The organism is Microbacterium sp. NPDC077644 (assembly GCF_040702785.1).
Classification (GTDB): domain Bacteria; phylum Actinomycetota; class Actinomycetes; order Actinomycetales; family Microbacteriaceae; genus Microbacterium.
In genome coordinates, this window is record NZ_JBFBME010000001.1 from 1,210,385 (window position 1) to 1,228,776 (window position 18,392).

The 18,392-nt window shown below is 69.8% G+C and carries 15 protein-coding genes; 6 read left to right on the forward strand and 9 right to left on the reverse strand.

Annotated elements, in window-relative coordinates; translation table 11 throughout:
- The first annotated feature begins 110 nt into the window (after positions 1 to 110).
- Together AB0269_RS05860 and AB0269_RS05865 are read left to right on the forward strand one after the other, a co-directional pair.
- A complete protein-coding gene (locus AB0269_RS05860; RefSeq protein WP_366210289.1) occupies positions 111 to 1,820 on the forward strand; it encodes an ABC transporter family substrate-binding protein in 1,710 nt (569 codons plus the stop codon).
- An 83-nt stretch (positions 1,821 to 1,903) separates the two neighbouring features.
- Positions 1,904 to 2,656: an alpha/beta hydrolase gene (locus tag AB0269_RS05865; protein ID WP_366210290.1), complete on the forward strand. Its 753-nt coding sequence runs from the start codon at positions 1,904 to 1,906 to the stop codon at positions 2,654 to 2,656.
- Here AB0269_RS05865 and AB0269_RS05870 read toward each other — a convergent pair.
- Both AB0269_RS05870 and AB0269_RS05875 read right to left on the reverse strand, forming a co-directional pair.
- Entirely contained in the window at positions 2,577 to 3,872 is a 1,296-nt protein-coding gene (locus AB0269_RS05870) for an MFS transporter (protein ID WP_366210291.1), read from the reverse strand. The genes AB0269_RS05865 and AB0269_RS05870 overlap by 80 nt on opposite strands.
- Positions 3,869 to 5,251: a GH1 family beta-glucosidase gene (locus AB0269_RS05875; RefSeq protein ID WP_366210292.1), complete on the reverse strand. Its 1,383-nt coding sequence runs from the start codon at positions 5,249 to 5,251 to the stop codon at positions 3,869 to 3,871. The genes AB0269_RS05870 and AB0269_RS05875 overlap by 4 nt, the downstream gene beginning before the upstream one ends.
- Positions 5,252 to 5,415: 164 nt before the next feature.
- Between AB0269_RS05875 and rpsT the strand changes: the two genes are divergently transcribed.
- Positions 5,416 to 5,676 carry a 30S ribosomal protein S20 gene (gene rpsT, locus AB0269_RS05880; RefSeq protein WP_366210293.1) on the forward strand — a complete coding sequence of 87 codons (261 nt, stop codon included), beginning with the start codon at positions 5,416 to 5,418 and terminating at the stop codon, positions 5,674 to 5,676.
- 58 nt (positions 5,677 to 5,734) lie between these two features.
- Here the strand turns inward: rpsT and AB0269_RS05885 are convergent, their stop codons facing one another.
- From AB0269_RS05885 to AB0269_RS05910, 6 genes are all read right to left on the reverse strand, one after another.
- The gene (locus tag AB0269_RS05885) at positions 5,735 to 6,418 is read right to left on the reverse strand and encodes a histidine phosphatase family protein (protein ID WP_366210294.1); all 684 of its coding nucleotides are present in this window, start codon (positions 6,416 to 6,418) and stop codon (positions 5,735 to 5,737) included.
- A gap of 22 nt (positions 6,419 to 6,440) precedes the next feature.
- A complete protein-coding gene (holA, locus tag AB0269_RS05890) occupies positions 6,441 to 7,499 on the reverse strand; it encodes a DNA polymerase III subunit delta (protein ID WP_366210295.1) in 1,059 nt (352 codons plus the stop codon).
- 9 nt (positions 7,500 to 7,508) lie between these two features.
- Positions 7,509 to 9,893, reverse strand: a complete 2,385-nt coding sequence (locus AB0269_RS05895) for a ComEC/Rec2 family competence protein (protein WP_366210296.1) — start codon at positions 9,891 to 9,893, stop codon at positions 7,509 to 7,511.
- 11 nt (positions 9,894 to 9,904) lie between these two features.
- Positions 9,905 to 10,501, reverse strand: coding sequence for a ComEA family DNA-binding protein (locus AB0269_RS05900; protein ID WP_366210297.1), 597 nt, complete (start codon positions 10,499 to 10,501; stop codon positions 9,905 to 9,907).
- A gap of 117 nt (positions 10,502 to 10,618) precedes the next feature.
- Positions 10,619 to 13,198, reverse strand: coding sequence for a leucine--tRNA ligase (gene leuS, locus AB0269_RS05905; protein ID WP_366210298.1), 2,580 nt, complete (start codon positions 13,196 to 13,198; stop codon positions 10,619 to 10,621).
- 46 nt (positions 13,199 to 13,244) lie between these two features.
- Positions 13,245 to 14,597: an anthranilate synthase component I family protein gene (locus AB0269_RS05910; protein ID WP_366210299.1), complete on the reverse strand. Its 1,353-nt coding sequence runs from the start codon at positions 14,595 to 14,597 to the stop codon at positions 13,245 to 13,247.
- 32 nt (positions 14,598 to 14,629) lie between these two features.
- Here AB0269_RS05910 and AB0269_RS05915 point away from each other — a divergent pair, with 32 nt between their 5' ends.
- Genes AB0269_RS05915 through AB0269_RS05925 form a run of 3 tightly spaced genes read left to right on the forward strand, consistent with a single transcriptional unit; the run spans position 14,630 to position 17,296 of the window.
- Positions 14,630 to 15,313: a DedA family protein gene (locus tag AB0269_RS05915; protein WP_366210300.1), complete on the forward strand. Its 684-nt coding sequence runs from the start codon at positions 14,630 to 14,632 to the stop codon at positions 15,311 to 15,313.
- Positions 15,314 to 15,318: 5 nt separating this feature from the next.
- Positions 15,319 to 16,347 (forward strand): phosphatase domain-containing protein, encoded by a 1,029-nt coding sequence (locus AB0269_RS05920; RefSeq protein ID WP_366210301.1) that lies wholly within the window; start codon positions 15,319 to 15,321, stop codon positions 16,345 to 16,347.
- Between the two features lie 10 nt (positions 16,348 to 16,357).
- Positions 16,358 to 17,296, forward strand: coding sequence for a 3-methyladenine DNA glycosylase (locus tag AB0269_RS05925; RefSeq protein ID WP_366210302.1), 939 nt, complete (start codon positions 16,358 to 16,360; stop codon positions 17,294 to 17,296).
- On the opposite strand, the gene AB0269_RS05930 is transcribed toward AB0269_RS05925, so the two are convergent.
- On the reverse strand, positions 17,200 to 18,387 hold the full coding sequence (locus tag AB0269_RS05930; RefSeq protein WP_366210303.1) for a glycoside hydrolase family 3 N-terminal domain-containing protein: 1,188 nt from the start codon (positions 18,385 to 18,387) through the stop codon (positions 17,200 to 17,202). The genes AB0269_RS05925 and AB0269_RS05930 overlap by 97 nt on opposite strands.
- Positions 18,388 to 18,392: the final 5 nt, after the last annotated feature.

The following is an 18,392-nucleotide window of genomic DNA, read 5'->3' on the forward strand; positions in this document are numbered from 1 at the left end:
GAGGGTCACCGTCCGATAACAGTTAGGCGCCATTCACTCCGAGCGCGAGAATTCCGCCGTGGTGCGAACTATTGTCGCAATATGACACGCCGAAAGGCGAAAGGAGCACCATGAAGCAGCACAAGCTGATGGGGGCGATCGCATTCAGCGGAGCCCTCGCACTTGCCCTCGCGGGCTGTGCGTCGTCCGGCGACGGCGGAGACAGTGGCGACGGCGGCAACGAGCCGACCGAGACCGCGTTCTCCGACTACAACCCGCAGCCCCGCGAGAACCTGCAGACGGGCGGAGAGGTCCGCTTCCCGATCAACGAGATCCCGGAGCAGCTGAACGCGTTCAACGGAGACGGCTCTGCTGACACCGCACGCGTCGCCGCGTGGTACATGCCCCAGGTCCTCCTGCAGGAGGACGACGGCACGCCGTACAAGAATGACGCGTACCTCGACGAGTGGAAGATCGAGACGGTCGACGGCAACACCCAGATCACCTTCACCTTCACGGATGAGGCGCACTGGAACGACGGCACCGACATGGACTGGACGGCCATCGAGGCGACCTGGAAGGCCAACAACGGCACGAACGAGGAGTTCAACCCGAACGCGACCGACGGATACAAGTCCATCGTCTCGGTCGAGGAGGGCGACACCGCCAAGACCGCCATCGTGAAGTTCGACGGCGAGTTCGCCTGGCCGGAGATGCCGTTCCTGACCGGCATCCTCCACCCGGCTCTGGCCGACCCCGAGACCTTCAACACGGCCATGATCGACAACCCGCACCCCGAGTGGGGCGCCGGCCCGTACAAGGTCGACGAGTTCGACGCCAACTCCGACTACATCTCGTTCGTCCCGAACGAGGAGTGGTGGGGCAACGAGCCGCTGCTCGACAAGGTCTCCTTCCAGGGCATGGAGGCCTCGGCCTCGATCAACGCCTTCAAGGCAGACGAGGTCGACATGGTCGGTGTCAACACCAAGGACCGCCTCGAGCAGGTCAAGGACATGGAGGACATCACCATCTACCGCTCGACCCAGACGGCGAACACGCTGATCCAGGTCGACGCGGAGAAGCCGCAGTTCTCGGACGTCAAGGTCCGTGAGGCGTTCTTCAAGGCCATCAACATCGACCAGCAGAAGCAGATCGCGTGGAACGGCCTGGACTACGAGGAGGAGCCGGCAGGATCCCTGACGCTGTTCCCGTTCCAGCCCGGCTACTCCAACGCACTGGCTGAGGCCGGCTGGGAGTACAACCCGGACGACGCGAAGGCTCTCCTCGACGAGGCCGGCTGGGCCGAGGGCGAAGACGGCATCCGCGAGAAGGACGGCGAGAAGCTCTCCGTCGTCTACCCCGTCTGGAGCGACGACGCCACCCAGGAGGCGCTCGCCAAGGCGCTGCAGCAGCAGATGAAGGAGGTCGGCATCGATCTTCAGATCGACGTCCGTCCGTCGACCGACTTCTCGGCTGACTACACCTCGAAGAACTGGGACGTCTCGTCGCTGCGCTTCACCTCCTCCGACCCGTTCGGTGCGGCCTGGTTCTGCCAGCTGTACTGCATGGACATGGGCCTGAACCTCTCGGGCGTCCAGAACGAGGAAACCGACCAGCGCATCCACGACGAGGTCGAGTCCCTGCCGACCGCTGACGAGCAGACGGCTGCTGCCATGAAGCTCGAGGCGGAGATCTTCCAGGAGTGGGGACTCATCCCGCTCTACAACGGTCCGTCGATCTCGGCAGTCAAGACCGGTCTTGCGAACCTCACCCCTGAGCCCTACGTGGGCCTGGACGGCTTCGGCGTCCAGCCGGTGGAGAACGTGGGCTGGGAGAAGTAATTCCCTGACGGGCCATTGAGCCTGTCGAAATGAGCGGGGTCGGTGGTTCATCCACCGGCCCCGCTTCTTCGTATGCTGTGACCATGAACGTCCAGGTCGTCCTCGTTCACGGCATCCGCACGTCGCGCACGATGTGGCGCGCGCAACTGGAGCACCTCGCCGGGCGCGACGTCCCCGCCGTCGCCGTCGATCTGCCCGGGCACGGGTCGCGCATGGATGAGACGTTCACCCTCGAGGCAGCGTTCGCGACGATCGACGAGGCCGTGCGGGAAGCCGCGAGCCGCGGGCCGGTGCTGCTGGCCGGGCACTCCATGGGCAGTCTGGTGTCCGTCGCGTACGCCGGATCGGAGGCCGCTCCCCCGGTGTCCGCGTTCATCGGCGCGTCGTGCACGGCGTTCCCCCGCGGTGCAGGGCTCGCCACGTATCGGACGCTCGCGCGAGCCTTCGACGCCCTGCCCGACCGGGGCATGTGGCTGACCGAACGCGTGCTCGCAGCGACGATTCCCGAGGAGACGCGACCGGACTTCGCCGCCGGTGGTTACGCGCTCGACACGCAGGACATCGCACTCGCGAGCCTGGGGGCTCTGGACCTCGCCGCTGACCTCACCCGGCTCACGATGCCGGTGTGGTGGATCAACGGCCAGTTCGATCAGCTGCGGATGCAGGAGCGCCTGTTCCGCAGGCTCACCCCGCACTCCGAACTCATCGTGGTGCCGCGCACCTCGCACCTGGTCACCGCCATGCGGCCGCGCGTCTTCAACGCCCTGCTGGACGTGGCGATCGCGACGCTGCATGGGAGCGAGGCGTCACAGGAGCCCGCACGGCGATCGTCATGACCGCCCCGAGCACCGAGAGGATGCCGGCGGCCAGGAACAGCAGCCAGAATCCAACGACCAGGGCCACCAGACCCGCCCCGAGGAGCGGCCCGAGCAGCTGACCGAGGTTCGCTGCGACGTTCACGACCCCGAGGTCGCGGGCGTGGTGCTCCGGACGCGGAAGCAGATCCGTCGCTAGCGCCAGACTGACCGCCATGTACGCGCCGTATCCGACGCCCATGACCGCGGCGGCGATCGCCGTCCCGACGAAGGTGGGCGACATGAGGATCAGCACAGCCGACAGCGCCTGGACGAGCGCAGCGATGATGACGATCGGCTTGCGCCTGCCGGTGCGATCCGAGATCGACCCGGCGATGAGGGATGCCGCGACCACGAAGACCGTGTAGATCACGATGAGCACGAGCAGGTCGTCCTCGGCGCTCTCGGCCGGCGAACCGACGCCGTAGAGCAGGAAGAACAGCAGCAGCGCGGTTCCCAGTGCGTTTCCGAGGTTCACCGTCAGGCGGCTGGCGAGCACCCAGCCGAAGTCCCTGTCCTGCAGGGCGCCGAGTCGCTGCCGCCACGTCGGTCGCTTCCCGCCGGGCGCGACGGACCTCCCGAGTCCTGCGACGTGCGGATCCGGGAGGATGAGCGCCGTGCCGACGCCGATGACGAGGATGAACCCCGCCAGGGCGACGTAGCTCGCGCCGATGCCGAGCCCGAGGAGGACGACGGCCCCCACGCCCACCACGATGCCGACGGCCTGGGCCGAGCTCACCAGGGCGGATGCCGTGCCCCGCTGCTCGAGCACCTGGTCGGCGATCATCGCCGTCAGCGCCGCGGAGAGCACGGCGATACCCACGGACACGCCGACCCAGGCCGCTCCGACGCCGACAGGATCGCCCGCGACGCCGGTGACAAGCAGCGCTGCGGCGGTCAGCAGCGTTCCCCCGATCGCCCAGGGGCGCCGTCTCCCCCAGCGCGAGGTCGTCCGATCCGACAGCATCCCGGCCAGCGGACCGGCGATCACTCCGGCCAGACCTCCGATCGAGAGGATGAGCCCTGACCAGATGACGCCGGTGATCCAGTCCGTCTTCCCACCGGGGGTGTCCAGCTGCAGGGGCAGCAGCAGTTGGACGGGGGTGAGCTGCACCGTCCAGACCGCCAGCCAGGCGATGCCGAACAGCGTCAGCCACAGGCCGCCGACGCGACCGCCCCGGGGCCGGAGGGCGTTCACCGGGTGCTCGCGATCCGGTCGCGGTACCAGGCGAATGATGCCTTGGGCGTGCGACGCGAGGTCTCATGGTCGACATGCACCAGTCCGAAGCGCTGGGTGAAGCCGTCCGCCCACTCGAAGTTGTCGAGCAGGCTCCACACGGTGTACTCCTCGACGTCCACGCCCTGGTCTACGGCATCCGCCACGGCGGCGATGTGGCCCTGCAGGTAGGCGATCCGCCGACGATCCTCGATCGCCTCTGTCGGGTGGTCCGGTTCCGGGAACGATGCGCCGTTCTCTCCGATGACCACGGGAGGAAGGGCATCGCCGTAGCGCTCCTTCGCATCCACGAGGAATGCCGTGAGACCTGTGGGAACGATCGGCCACAGTTCGCCGAAGCCGGTGTGCTCGGCATCGGGCGTCGGCACCTGGACGAACGGCACCGGCGCGCCCGCGGGAGCTGCGGCGATCGTCGTCGGGTTGTAGTAGTTCACGCCGTAGAAGTCGCTCGTCACCGTGATGGCGTCCATGTCGCCGTCGCGGATCGGCATTTCGGCCCCCAGGGGCGCGAGATCGGGATACCGACCGGTGAGGACGGGGTCGGCGAACAGCCGGTTGTGGATGAGGTCGTACACGTGAGCGGCCTCGCGGTCGGCCTCGGATGCGGATGCCGGGATCACCCAAGTGTGGTTGTTCACGATGCCGACGGATTCGGCTCCGCGCTCCCGCAGCGCTGCGGCCGCCCTGCCGTGCGCGAGGAGCTGATGGTGGACGGTGGGCAGGCAGTCGAACAGCAGCTGCCTGCCCGGAGCGAGCTCCCCGATCGCATAGCCCTGCAGCGACGTCGAGACCGGCTCGTTGATCGTGTACCAGTGCTTGACCCGGTCGGCGAGGGCCTCGGCGACCACTGCCGCATAATCGGCGAAGCGCCCGGCGGTGTCGCGGTCGAGCCATCCTCCCCGCGCTTCCAGGGCACTCGGCAGATCCCAGTGGTAGAGCGTCGGGAACGGCGTGATGCCCGCATCCAGCAGACCGTCGACGAGACGGTCGTAGTAGTCCAGGCCCGGTGCCGATACGGCGCCGGTGCCATCGGGCTGCACGCGCACCCACGAGATCGAGAACCGGTACCGGTCCACGCCGAGCCCGCGCAGCAGGTCGATGTCCTCCGCAGCCCGGTGATAGCTGTCCGGTCCCGGCTCGGCGGTCGAGCCGTCGCGCACGCGGCCCGGCGCATCCACGAAGTCGTCCCAGATCGAGCGTCCCCGACCGTCAGCGGTGCGGGCCCCCTCGATCTGGAAGGCCGCCGTCGCGGCCGACCATCGGAGGCCGGCGGGCATGCGCGAGAATGGGGTGCCGGCATCGGTCATCCGCCGCTCCTTCGGGTCGAGTACGCCCAGCATGCCGCATCCGCACCCCCTCGCGGGAGCGACGCGCAATGGATCCCTGCCAGACCTGGTAGACTCGATTCTTGGCTTGCGTGTGGGTTCGTCCCTCACGACCGCCGGAGGCAGCCCTCTTCCTGCTCACGGCACTTCCCATCAATCACTGAACGAAAGCGTCACGCGTGGCAAACATCAAGTCGCAGATCAAGCGCAACAAGACCAACGAGAAGGCTCGCATCCGCAACAAGGCTGTGAAGTCCGAGCTCAAGACCCTCGTCCGCGGTACCCGCGAGGCCATCGCCAAGGGCGACAAGGCCGCTGCCGAGGCTTCGCTGAAGGTCACCTCGAAGAAGCTCGACAAGGCCGTCAGCAAGGGCGTCATCCACGAGAACCAGGCTGCGAACCGCAAGTCGTCGATCGCCAAGCAGGTCGCCGCTCTCTGAGCCGCTCGGTTTCACGAAGGCCCGTCCCGTTCGCGGGGCGGGCCTTCGTCGTATCGTGTCAGCGCCCCTCGGCGATCACCTCTTCTGCGTCCTCGGGCTCCCCGGTGACGTCGTGCGCGAGCCTGTCCTCCAGGTCCGTGCCCCCGAGGGGCTCCTCGCGCCAGTCCTCGAGCAGCCAGCCGCGCTCGGGGTCGCCTTCGAGCACGCACATGCCGGTGTTCTGCAGCCGTCGTCGTGCGGCCTCGGCCGACGGGATGTTCGCCGAGCGGGTCGCGGCCCACACACGGATCGCCGCGCCGTGGCTCACGACGACGGCGGAATCGTGCGACCGTGCGATCTCGGCGATCGCCGCGTCGAAGCGGTCGAAGAAGTCGTGGCCGCTCTCGCCGCCGGCGATGGCGTGGTCGAGGTCGCCGTTCACCCAGCGCCATCCGGCCTCGACGTACGCCTGCACGGCACCCGCGTCCGTGTGCATCTCGTAGTCTCCGGCCGAGATCTCCTCCAGCCCCTCCCGGACGACGATATCGAGTCCGCGGACGTCGGCGAGGGGGCGACCCGTGAGCTGGGTGCGGATCAGCGGCGAGGCGTAGACCGCGTCGAGCGACTCCGCCGCGAGCACCGTGGGGATCGCGGCCGCCTGCGCACGCCCGAGCGCGGTCAGCGGGGCGCCGGGACGCGCCGTGTCGAGCGCGCCGGCGACGTTGCTGGGGGTCTGGCCATGACGGATCAGCAGGAGTCTCATGCTCCCAGCCTACGAGCGGAGCCTATGCCTGTTCGCCGAACGGCGCCCGGGTAGCGATCACGGTGACCATGCGCTCGAGCGCGAAGATCGGATCGCGGGCGGCCCCTTTGACCTCGGCGTCGGCTCGTGCGGTCGCCTGGATCGCCAGTCCCAGGGATCGTTCGTTCCAGCCGCTGAGGTCGCGCCGGGCGCGGTCGACCTGCCAGTCCTTCATACCGAGGCGCTGGGCAAGGCTGCGGCTGGGCTCGCGGTGACCGGCGACCCTGGCCATGGTGCGCAGCTTCATCGCGAAGGCAGCCACCATCGGCACGGGATCGGCGCCGGAGTCGAGCGCATGCCGCAGCGCGATCAGCGCCTCCCCGTACCGCCCCGCGATCGCGGTGTCGGCGACGACGAAGGCGGAGACCTCGACGCGCCCGCCGTAGTAGCGGGTGACCGTCTCTTCGGAGATGTCGCCGTCGACGTCGCGGATGAGCTGCTGGCAGGCGGAGGCGAGCTCGGTGAGGTCATCGGCGAAGGCCGAGACCAGGGCGCGCAGCGCGCTCGGCGCGATCCGGCGCCGCGCCGCGGCGAACTCGCCCGAAGCGAAGTCGACCCGGTCGCTGTCGCGCTTGATCGTCGGGCAGGCGATCTCGATGCCGTCGCCCGATCCGGCACGGAGTGCGTCGAGCAGTTTCTTGCCGCGCACGCTCGCCCCGGTGTGGCGGAGGATGACGGTAGCCCCCTCCTGCGGATGGTCGAGGTAGGCCACGGCCTCCTGGATGAACGCGTCGTTGCACTTCTCGACACCGGACACACGGACGAGCCGCGGCTCGCCGAACAGAGAAGGAGAGGTCAGCGAGAGGAGAGTTCCGGGCGCGTAGTCGTCGGCGCGGACGTCGCTCACCTCGAGTGCTGGGTCCTCGGCGCGCAGATAGTCGCGGATGCCGGCGATCGCCCGTTCGGCGCAGACCTCTTCAGGACCCGACACGAGCACGACCGGTGCCGGACGCGGTTCGCGCCAGGAGACCTGCGGAACCCTGGTCGCCTTCGCTCCGCCGCGGGCTGTGCCACCACGGGCTGAAGAACGAGGAGCGGCCATGGTTCGAGCCTACTCGGGGTGATCGACATCGGCGGTCTCGGCGGGGTTGTCTTCGCGCTCGGTCCAGACGGCGAGTTCGTCGCCGCCTCCGCCGATGAGGATGCGCCCCTGCCGATCGGTGCGAAGCGTGACGGCGCCTGCGGCCTCGGTGATCGCGATGGTCTCATCACGCGGATGCCCGTAGTCGTTGTCGACGCCCGCGCTGAAGATCGCGACGGCGGGACTGATGCGCGCGTACAGCGCAGGGTCCTGATCGGCGCTCCCGTGATGGGCGACCTTGACGACCGCGTACGTGCCGCGCAGCCGGGTGGAGAGCATGCGCTGCGGCGTCTCGGACAGGTCGCCGAGGAAGAGCGAGCGCGGAACTCCGCCGCCCTCGAACTCCAGGACGAGGCTGGCGTCGTTGCCGGTCGGGAACGCCGCCGAGTCCTTCTGCGGCCACAGCACCTCCCATCGCGCCGCGCCGAGCGACCCGTGCATGCCGGCCGACGCCGCGACGACCTCCGCACCGCCCTCCCGGAGCCGGGCGAGCAGACGCTGCTCGCCCGCTTCCTGCGCAGGGCCGTGCAGGACGATGTCGGTGCGGCCGACGATCGCCCCGGCCGCACCGACGTGATCCTCGTCGAAATGAGTGAGGACGAGCAGCTCGATCCGGTCCACTCCCAGAGCAGCCAGACAACTCAGGAGAGACTCCGGCTCCATGCCTGTGTCGATCAGCGCGATGCGCCCCTCCGACCGCACGACCAGCGCGTCGCCCTGCCCGACGTCGCACGCCGCGATCGCCCAGTCCTCGGGGATCGTGGCCGTGACGAGTGGTCCGGTCAGCAGCATCCGCGCGCCGAGCAGACCGCCGGCGAACACGAGGACCGCCGTGGCGGCCACACGCGACCACCGATCCAGACCGCCTGCGAACGGCGTCGTCCCCGCGAGTGCGACCCCGATCGCCGCGCTGAGCACGGCCACCACGACAGCCGAGCCGATCCCCGGGACGACCAGCGCCGTACCGCCCGGCACGGCCGACGAGACGGTCGCCGTCGTCGCGATCCATGCGGCGGGGAGCCAGGCCGAGGCCGCGAAGAGGTCGGCGAGCGGCGGAATCGGCGCGGCGAGGCACGCCAGCAGCCCGACGACCGTGGCGATGGGTGCGGCGGGGCCGGCCAGCAGGTTCGCGGGGATGCCGATGATGGACTGCTGCTCCGCGAACAGCGCGATGATCGGCCCGCACGCCAGCTGGGCCGCGACGGGGATGCCGATCGCCAGGGCGAGCGGTTGCGGCATCCATCGCGACATCCCTCGGGCGAGTGGCGGGGCGAGGACGATCAGAGCGGCGGTCGCCGCCGCGGACAGCGCGAAGCCGGGCGTCGTCGCGAGCCATGGATCGGAGATGAGGATGCCCGTCACGGCCAGGCACAGCACGCCGACGCCCGCACTCGGTCTGCCGCACAGGAGCGTCAGCATCGCCAGCGCCGCCATCACCGAGGCGCGGACCACGCTCGGCTCGGGAGTGACGAGCACGACGAAAGCGGCCAGCGCGGTCAGCGCGACAACGACGCGCAGCCGACGACCGCCGCCGCACAGGCCGACGAGCCAGAAGACCGCTCCCACCACGATGGCGCAGTTCGCCCCGCTCACCGCGGTGAGATGACTGAGCCCGCTCGTGAGCATCGCGGCGTTGAGCTCCTCGCTGACGGCCCTCGTGTCGCCCACGGCGAGGCCCGGCAGCAGACCTGCACCGGGTTCGGGAAGCCGCGTCGCCCGCTCGACGAAGTCCTCGCGGACCTGCGCCGCGATGTCGAAGGCGCCCTCCGCCGGGCGGAGGATCTCGACCCGCATGCCGAACACGACGACGGCGGCCCGCTCCCCCGGATCGGTAGCCATGGCATCGCCGGTCACGCGGATCAGGGCGCCGAGGTCGAGACCGGCAGCAGGATCGACACCCACCCGCATCGGCACGACGAGGGGCTCCGGCGCACCGAGAGTCCCGGCGCGCACGCTCTGCACGTCGAACCACATCCGCCCGTCACTGCCGACGGACGACGAGGACGAAACGTCTGCGATCACCTCGACCACGCGGCCGTCGAGATCGGATGCGGCGGTCCGCTGCGGCACCGCGAGGCCCGTTGTCACCGACGCCGCGGCCACCCCGAACAGCACGACGACGGCAACCCCGCCTCGCGCACGGTCGCGTCGCGCCGGCCCTGATTGCGCCGGGTCTGCTTCCCCATCAGGGTTCCGGCGGAGCATGAGGAGGAGCACCCCGATTCCCGCTGCCGTCGCAAGACCGGCGCACCACCAGGAGAGGTCCGGCACGAAGACGCATGCGAGCGCCGCGCCCCACACGAGCAGCGCGAGCGGAACCAGACGCAGGTCGCGCACTCTGGTCACGGCGTTCACGACTCCACCCGTCACACCCGCACCAGGTCGCGCAGCCCCGCCAGCAGCTTCTCGCCGATGCCGGGAACGGCGAGCAGATCGTCGACCGAACCGAACCGTCCGTTCGTCTCGCGCCAGTCGATGATCCGTTGCGCGAGCGCCGGGCCGATCCTCGGCAGCGTCTCCAGCGCCGCCTGATCCGCGTTGTTCAGATCGATGAGGCCGTCGCCGACCGGGGCGCCCTCGCCTCCTTCCGGGGCAGCGCCCACCGCGGGGACGATGAGCTGCTCGCCGTCGCTGAGGGTGCGCGCGAGGTTGACCGCCTGGAGATCGGCATCATCGAGCGTTCCGCCGGCTGCGGCGATGGCGTCGACGACCCTGGCATCGGGCTCGAGGACGTAGAGGCCGGGACGGGCGACTTCGCCCAGCACGTGCACGTACAGCTCTCCGCCGGCCACGACGCCCTCATCGGAGGCGTCGACCTGCACGGTCTGCGTGGGCTGCGCCTGCCCGCGCATGATGCCGAGGCCGACTGCCCCCGAGAGCACCACCAGACCGAGCACGACGGCTGCGCCGATGCTCAACCGCAGACGCGCGCGGGGCGCAGTCGCGGTCTCGGTCGCTGGCACCCCGCCACGCTAGGCGCGCGTGCGCGTCATCGGATGCCGGATGCACCGGTTCCGTGGATACCCGAGTGTTCGAGCCGAATGTGCAGGACGAACGGCTGCGATTCGCCTCGGGCCCGCTCAGCCCTTGACGGCGAAGTTCACGAGCTTCGGCGCGCGGACGATCACCTTCACGATCTCCTTGTCGCCGATCGCCCGGATCACGCGCTCGTCGGAGCGGGCCAGAGCCTCGAGCTCGTCGGCGGTGATCTTCGCCGAGACCTCGAGCTGCGCGCGCACCTTGCCGTTCACCTGCGCGACCGCGGTGATCGTGTCCTCTACGAGCAGAGCGGGGTCGGCCTGGCGCCAGGTCACGAGACCCACGGACGGCTCGTGACCGAGCGCCTCCCACATCTCCTCCGCCGTGTGCGGAGCGATCAGATCCAGCATCACCGCGACCGTCTCGACGGCCTCGCGCACGGCGGGGTCACCCGCGCCGGCACCGGTGTCGACGGTCTTGCGGGTGAGGTTGACGAGCTCCATCAGGCGCGCGACGAGCACGTTGAACTTCGTCTGCTCCACCAGGGCCGGCGCATCCGCCAGCAGCCGGTGCGTGCCGCGTCGCAGCGCTGCATCGCCGTCTTTGAAGACGACGTCGACGGGGCTCGCGACCTCGTGACTGAGCCGCAGAGCACGCGAGAGGAACTTCTGCGCGCCCGTGGTCGACACATCGGCCCAGTCCTTGTCGTCCTCGACGGGACCGGCGAAGGCCAGGCCCGTACGCAGCGCATCGGCGCCGTACTTGTCCAGCTCCTCCTGGAAGAGCACGAGGTTGCCCTTGCTCTTGGACATCTTCGCGCCGTTCAGGATCACCATGCCCTGGTTGATCAGGCTGGAGAACGGCTCGGTGAAGTCGATCAGCCCCATGTCGAAGAGGACCTTGGTGATGAAGCGCGCGTACAGCAGGTGCAGGATCGCGTGCTCGACGCCGCCGATGTAGGTGTCGACGGGCGCCCAGCGCGCCGCCTCGGCCGGGTCGAACGCGAACTGATCGCTGTTCGGCGAGAGGAAGCGCAGGAAGTACCACGAGCTGTCGACGAACGTGTCCATCGTGTCGGGGTCGCGCAGCACGGGATCGCCCGAGACGGGATCGACCGTGCGCACCCACGACTCGGCCGCGCCCAGCGGCGATGATCCCTTCGGCGAGAGGTCGAGACCGGCGGCGGCGGGCAGCTTGACCGGCAGCTGCTCGACGGGCACCGGCGTGACGGTGCCGTCATCGTGGTGCAGCATCGGGATCGGCGTGCCCCAGAAGCGCTGGCGCGAGATCAGCCAGTCGCGCAGCCGGTAGTTCTTCGCCGCACGGCCGGTCCCTGCCGCGGTCAGCTGCTCGATCGCCCTGGCGATCGCATTGCGCTTGGACAGCCCGTTCAGGTCACCGGAGTTGATCATGCGCCCCTCGCCGGACAGCGCGATGCCCGTGGATGCCGGGTGCTGCGCATCGAGCGTCTCGACGGGCTCGATCGGAACGCCGTCCTCGTCGAGGTCGATCACGGGGATGACGCCTGTGATGGGGGCCGTCGTGTCGACGACGACCTTGACGGGCAGGTCGAACGCACGGGCGAAGTCGAGGTCGCGCTGGTCGTGCGCCGGGACGGCCATGACGGCGCCGTGTCCGTAATCGGCCAGCACGTAGTCGGCGGCCCAGATCGGAAGCCGCTCGCCGCCCACCGGGTTGACCGCGTACCGCTCCAGGAACACACCCGTCTTCGGGCGGTCGGTGGACTGCCGGTCGATGTCGGTCGTCTTCTGCACGGTCGCCAGGTACTCGGCGAAAGCGGTCTGCACCTCGGCCGGAGCATCCGCCGCGATCTCGGCGGCGAGATCGGAGTCGGGGGCGACGACGAAGAAGGTCGCGCCGTGCAGCGTGTCCGGGCGCGTCGTGAACACGGTCACGGGCTCGTCGCGGCCCTCGATGCGGAAGTCCACGTCGGCGCCGATGGAGCGGCCGATCCAATTGCGCTGCATCTGCAGCACCTTGTGCGGCCAGCGGCCCTCGAGCTGATTCAGGTCGTCGAGCAGCCGGTCGGCGTAGTCGGTGATCCTGAAGTACCACTGCGTCAGCTTCTTCTTGACGACCTCGGCGCCGCAGCGTTCGCAGCGGCCGTCGACGACCTGCTCGTTCGCGAGCACGGTCTGATCGTTCGGGCACCAGTTGACCGGGCTCTTCTTGCGATAGGCCAGGCCGCGCTCGTGCAGCTGCAGGAACAGCCACTGGTTCCAGTGGTAGTACTCCGGGTCGGAGGTGTGCAGCTCACGGGTCCAGTCGAACGAGACGCCGTACGCCTTGAACCCGGTCTTCTGCTGCTCGATGTTCTGGTAGGTCCACTCGCGCGGGTCGGCGCCGCGGCGGATGGCGGCGTTCTCGGCGGGCAGGCCGAACGAGTCCCACCCGATCGGGTTCAGGACGTTGTGGCCCCGGTGACGCCAGAATCGCGCCACGATGTCGGAGTACAGGTAGTTCTCCGCGTGCCCCATGTGAAGGTCGCCGGACGGGTACGGGAACATGGCGAGCACGAACTTGCGGGGTCGGCGGTCGTCGTCGCCCCCGGCGAGGAAGGTCTCGTTCTCCGCCCAGTACTTCTGCCACTTGGCTTGGATGGCGTGCGCAGACGTGGACTCGTCGGCGGGCTCGGTGGAGGAGGCGGAGAATTCAGACAACGAACGACCAATCTCAGGAAAAGTCAGGAAGTTCCAGGATATCGGATCACCCGCGCCGCCAGGCCGCGGGAAGGCTCGCCCCCAGCGCAGCCAGCGGCGCCCGCGCCTTGGTCGCGGCCTCGTCCACCTCGTCGTCCGCGACGGAGCCCCAGGTGATGCCGCCGCCGGCGCCGATCACCGCGCGATCGGCGGTGAGGAGGATGCTGCGGATCACCATCGCGAGATCGATCGCGCCGTCCGCGCCGACGTAGCCGAAGCACCCGCTGTAGACGCCGCGCGGTCGTGCATCCTCGAGCCCGTGCAGCAGGGTCATCGCAGAGAGCTTCGGCGCACCGGTCATGCTGCCGGCAGGGAAGGCGGCATCCCACAGGGTCTGCACGTCGAGGCCACCGATCGCACGCCCGCTCACGGTGCTGACGAGTTGGTGCACGGCCGGGTACGACTCGACCTCCCAGAGACCGTCCACGCGGATCGACCCCGGCTCGCAGACCTGCGAGAGATCATTGCGCATGAGATCGACGATCATGACGTTCTCCGCGCGCTCCTTCGGGCTCGCGAGGAGCTCGGCGGCGAGCGCCGCATCGGAGGCCGCATCCGCTCCGCGAGGCCGCGTGCCCTTGATGGGGCGCGTGCGGATGCTGCCCCCCGAGGCATGCAGGAACGTCTCCGGACTCGCGCTGAGAAGCGCACGGTCGCCGATCCGGACGAAGCCGCCGTGATGGGCGGGGCTCGCCGTCCTCAGGCGCAGATACGTCTCGACGGCGTCGTGCGCGCCGGGGACCGTGAAGCGGGTCGTGAGGCACAGCTGGTACGCGTCGCCGGCGCGGATCGCGTCGCGGCACCGTTCGACGAGCGCGGCGTACTCGGAAGGCGTATGACGTGCCTCGGCTTCGACGGGCGTGGAGGCATCGACGGCCAGTCCGCCCTGCGGGGCGTTGAGCGAAGCGGCCGAAGGCCGCGCAGACGAAACGGGTTGAGCGACCGCAGGGAGTCGAAACCCCGCTTCTCCCCCCAGAAGCCGCTTCCCCAGCTCCCACACCGCGCCGATCGCGTGGTCGACCGCCACGGCGCCCGTGACCCGCAGCCAGGCCGGGCCGCCTTCGGACGGTGCGGCCGGCGCGCCGAACCGCTGTGCGCCGCTCTCGTAGTCCAGCCATCCGACCCATCCGCCACGGAACGGAGGCATGCCGGCCACGGCATCCTCTGCGGCGTCGAGCCGCACGTCTCCGGGGCCTGCGGGGTCCGGCTCTCCGACGCCGATGATGCTCCAGCCGTCCGCAGCTCCCGCACCGGCATCCAGCCAGAACACGTCCTCCTGCTCGGCGGCGAGAGCACGGAACAGCTCCGGGAGATCGACGGTCTCCCAGACGGGGCGGGCGGGCAGCAGGTCTCGGGGCACGGTCTCAGCGTAGGGTGCGTATTCTCGACTGCGTGGACGACTTCCTGCTGTGGATCCTGGATGCCGTGCAGGCGGTCGACCCGGTCGCCCGCACCCTCATCGCCGGGCTCGCCGTCATGCTCGAGACGAGCATCCTCATCGGTCTGATCGTCCCCGGCGACACGATCGTCATCATCGCGTCGATGGGTGTCGACGGCCCCGTCGAGATCGTCGCGATGGTCGTCGCCGTCGTGGTGGGCGCCCTGATCGGCGAGAGCATCGGCTTCTGGCTGGGGCGCTGGCTCGGTCCGCGCATCCGCCGCTCCTGGGTGGGCAGACGGATCGGTGAGGCCCACTGGGCTCGCGCCGAACGGTACCTGCAGCGTCGCGGCGGCCTGGCGATCTTCCTCTCGCGCTTCCTGCCGGTGCTGCACTCTCTCGTGCCCCTCACCGTCGGCATGAGCAGCTACTCGTACCGGCGCTTCCTCGCGTGGACGGCCCCGGCCTGTCTGCTGTGGGCGGCGGCGTACGTCAGCGTCACCTCGCTCGCCGCCGGCGGGTTCCGCGAACTCGTCGACCAGGTGCACTTCGCCGGTTACGTGTTCGTCGGCGTCATCGTCGTGTTCGTGCTGCTCGTCTACGTCGGCAAGAAGCTGCTGGAGAAGTGGGAGGCCCGGCACATGCACGTCACGGACGCCGCCGGCGACGAGGGCGCTCAGCCGGGCATGAAAGACTGAGGGCGATGTCCGAAGACACCGCCAAGAAGCCCAGGATCCACTGGTTCGCACGCCTCGAGCACCGTCTGCACGTGTGGCGCGAGAGCCGGGCGCGCCGACGCGGACGGACAGCGACGGTTCTGCCTTTCGCCGGCTACGGCGGCACGGGCTGGGTGCGTCTGGTCGGGCGCGTGCTGATCGTTCCCCCGCGCCGACGCGGTGCCGACGGCGAGTACGAGTCCGTGCGCGGCTGGCGCAGCTTCGTGGGCATCCCGGTCGGCTTCGCGAAGGTGAGCATCGTGATCGCCGGTGGCACGCACGAGGTGGTCGCCGACCGCGGCGGTGTGATCGACGCCGTCATCGATGCCGAGCTCCCTGCCGGATGGCAGAGCTTCACCATGTCGGTCGAGGGCCAGGCGCCCGTCGAGGGCACGGCGTTCATCGTGGGCGACGACGTGCGATTCGGCGTGGTCTCCGATGTCGACGACACCGTGATGGTCACCGCTCTCCCCCGGCCGTTCATCGCGGCGTGGAACTCGTTCGTCGTGGACGAGCACGCCAGGATCCCCGTCCCCGGCATGGCGGTGCTGATCGAGCAGCTGATGCGCCAGCATCCGGGCGCCCCGATGGTGTACCTGTCGACCGGCGCCTGGAACGTCGCCCCGACGCTGAGCCGTTTCATGAGCAGGCATCTGTTCCCGAAGGGCTCGATGCTGCTCACCGACTGGGGCCCGACGCACGATCGCTGGTTCCGCAGCGGGCGCGAGCACAAGCTGCGCAATCTGCGACGCCTTGCGGAGGAGTTCCCGAACGTGAAGTGGCTGCTCATCGGCGACGACGGTCAGCACGATGAGGCGATCTACACCGAGTTCATGACCGATCACCCCGATTCGGTCGCCGGCGTCGCGATCCGCCAGCTGTCCGTGACCGAGGCGATGCTCGCCGGTGGCCGCGCGACCTCCGACGACCACTCCGAGGACACCGCACCCTGGGTCGCTGCCTCCGACGGCGCAGGTCTCCGCGAACGTCTCACCGACGTCGGCATCCTGCACTGACGAGCCCACCATGGCGACCCTCGACCGCAGCGTCTGGTCCGAGCGCGAGCGCGCGCATCACGCACGCGCGGACGCCCTGACCGCTGCGCATCGCGAGCGCGCGAGCCGGGGCGAGAAGCATCCGGTGTGGGACTTCCTGTTCAGGTACTACTCGTACTCGCCGTCGCAGTTGCGGCGCTGGCATCCGGGTGCCGGCGTCGAGCTCGCGGACGCTCCGGAGCGCGGCGCGTGGCGCTGGTACGCGCCGGGGTCGGCGCCGGGGTCGGTCGTGCCGGATGCCGCGTCCTTCGCGCGCGCGAAGGCGCCGCTCGCCGGCCTCATCGAGCGGATGCTGCGCCGCACCGCCGCGCGGCCGGGACAGTTCGGCTGCTTCGGACTGCACGAGTGGGCGATGGTATACCGCGAGGCCGAGCATCGGCATCCCGCTCCCCTGCGCCTGGGTCAGGCGGGCACGGATGCCGTCGTGGAGGCGCACGACCTGCGCTGCACGCATTTCGACGCGTTCCGGTTCTTCACCCCTGAGGCGGTTCCGCGCAACCGGACGGCCCTCACCCGCGACGATCAGCCCGTCCTCGAGCAGCCGGGTTGCCTGCACGCCGGCATGGACCTCTACAAGTGGGCGATGAAGCTCGGGCCGCTCGTCCCGGGCGAGCTGCTGCTGGACGCGTTCGAACTCGCCCACGACATCCGGCTGCTCGACATGGAGGCGGCCCCGTACGATCTCGCCGACTGGGGCGTCGTCCCCGTGCGCATCGAGACGGCGGACGGCAAGGCGGAGTACGTGCGTCGGCAGCGGGAGTTCGCCGAGCGAGGCAATGCACTGCGCACCCGGATGCTCGACGCCTGGCTCGGTCAGGATCCCGGTTCGCACTCCGCGCAGGGCGCCCACACCGAGCCGGATGCCGCGAGTTCCAGTCGCAGCGTCATGACGCGCTCCGCCGCCTCCTGAAGACGGTCCGGCGGCAGCGTCCCCTCGTCGACCGCTTCGGCGATGCCCGCCGCCATCTGCCCGGCCGTGCTCGGCGTGGAGTGGGCGATCATGAGCACGAGGTCGCTACCCGCCGCGACGGCCGTCACGGCGTTGCGCACCGGATCGGCGTACTCCCGGATGCCTGTGGAGATGAGCATCCCCAGGTCGTCCGTCACGATCACCCCGTCGAATCCCAGTTCGTCGCGGGCGATCTCGTGCCAGCGCGGCGACAGCGAAGCGGGCGCGTCGTCGATCGCGGTGTAGGCGAGGTGCCCGAACATGAGGAGCCTCGCACCTTCGTCGATGCCCGCCTCGAACGGCACGGCGTCGGTGCGACGCCATTCGTCGAGAGACTCAGCAGTGCTCGGGATCAGCTCGTGCGAGTCGCCGGGCGCAGCCCCGTGGCCGGGGAAGTGCTTCAGCGTCGATGCGACGAACGGCTCCTCCGCACGGACGGCCGCCGCGACCCGATCGGCCGCCGCCACCGGATCGGCGCCGAGCGATCGACGGTGGATGAACGAGCCGGTGTCGCCGGTGGTGTCGGCGATCACGCCGAAGTTCACGTTCGCCCCGCCGCGCGCGACGAGTGAGGCGCGAGCGGCGTATGCTGCCGACGTCGCAGCGACCGGGCTGCCCTTGAGCGTGGCCGATGACGGCAGACGATCCCACGGCAGCCGCGAGACGTCGCCGCCCTCCTGATCGATGGCGATGAGCGGCGGGATGTCGCCCGTGGCGCCGAGCGCGGTGGTCACCCGTCGCAGCTCCGCCTCGCTCTTCGGCACGTTCGCACCCATGAGGATGAAACCGCCGATCCTGGTCGACGTCATGTAATCGCCCAGCCGCGCGGCATCCGTTCCGGGGATGTGCCCCATCACGATGCTCGCCGCCTGTTCGGCGGTGGTCATCCCCGCCACCAGGCGGGCCGCCTCCGCTTCGGGTCCGCTCGTCGGCGTGTCAGCGGCGGTGGCGGCGGTGGCGATCGGGGCTGCGGCGGATCCGGGTGCTGCGCCGGCGGTCGCTGCCAACGCGCACGAGAGCGCGACGACGGCGACCGTCAGCGTGCGGCGCATGGCGG

Bases quoted from the DNA above. Each gene is read 5' to 3' on its own strand.
- AB0269_RS05875 (WP_366210292.1), bottom strand. From the start codon at position 5,251: ATGCTGGGCGTACTCGACCCGAAGGAGCGGCGGATGACCGATGCCGGC.
- AB0269_RS05930 (WP_366210303.1), bottom strand. From the start codon at position 18,387: ATGCGCCGCACGCTGACGGTCGCCGTCGTCGCGCTCTCGTGCGCGTTG.
- AB0269_RS05920 (WP_366210301.1), top strand. From the start codon at position 15,319: ATGTCCGAAGACACCGCCAAGAAGCCCAGGATCCACTGGTTCGCACGC.
- AB0269_RS05860 (WP_366210289.1), top strand. From the start codon at position 111: ATGAAGCAGCACAAGCTGATGGGGGCGATCGCATTCAGCGGAGCCCTC.
- AB0269_RS05885 (WP_366210294.1), bottom strand. From the start codon at position 6,418: ATGAGACTCCTGCTGATCCGTCATGGCCAGACCCCCAGCAACGTCGCC.
- AB0269_RS05925 (WP_366210302.1), top strand. From the start codon at position 16,358: ATGGCGACCCTCGACCGCAGCGTCTGGTCCGAGCGCGAGCGCGCGCAT.
- AB0269_RS05865 (WP_366210290.1), top strand. From the start codon at position 1,904: ATGAACGTCCAGGTCGTCCTCGTTCACGGCATCCGCACGTCGCGCACG.
- holA (WP_366210295.1), bottom strand. From the start codon at position 7,499: ATGGCCGCTCCTCGTTCTTCAGCCCGTGGTGGCACAGCCCGCGGCGGA.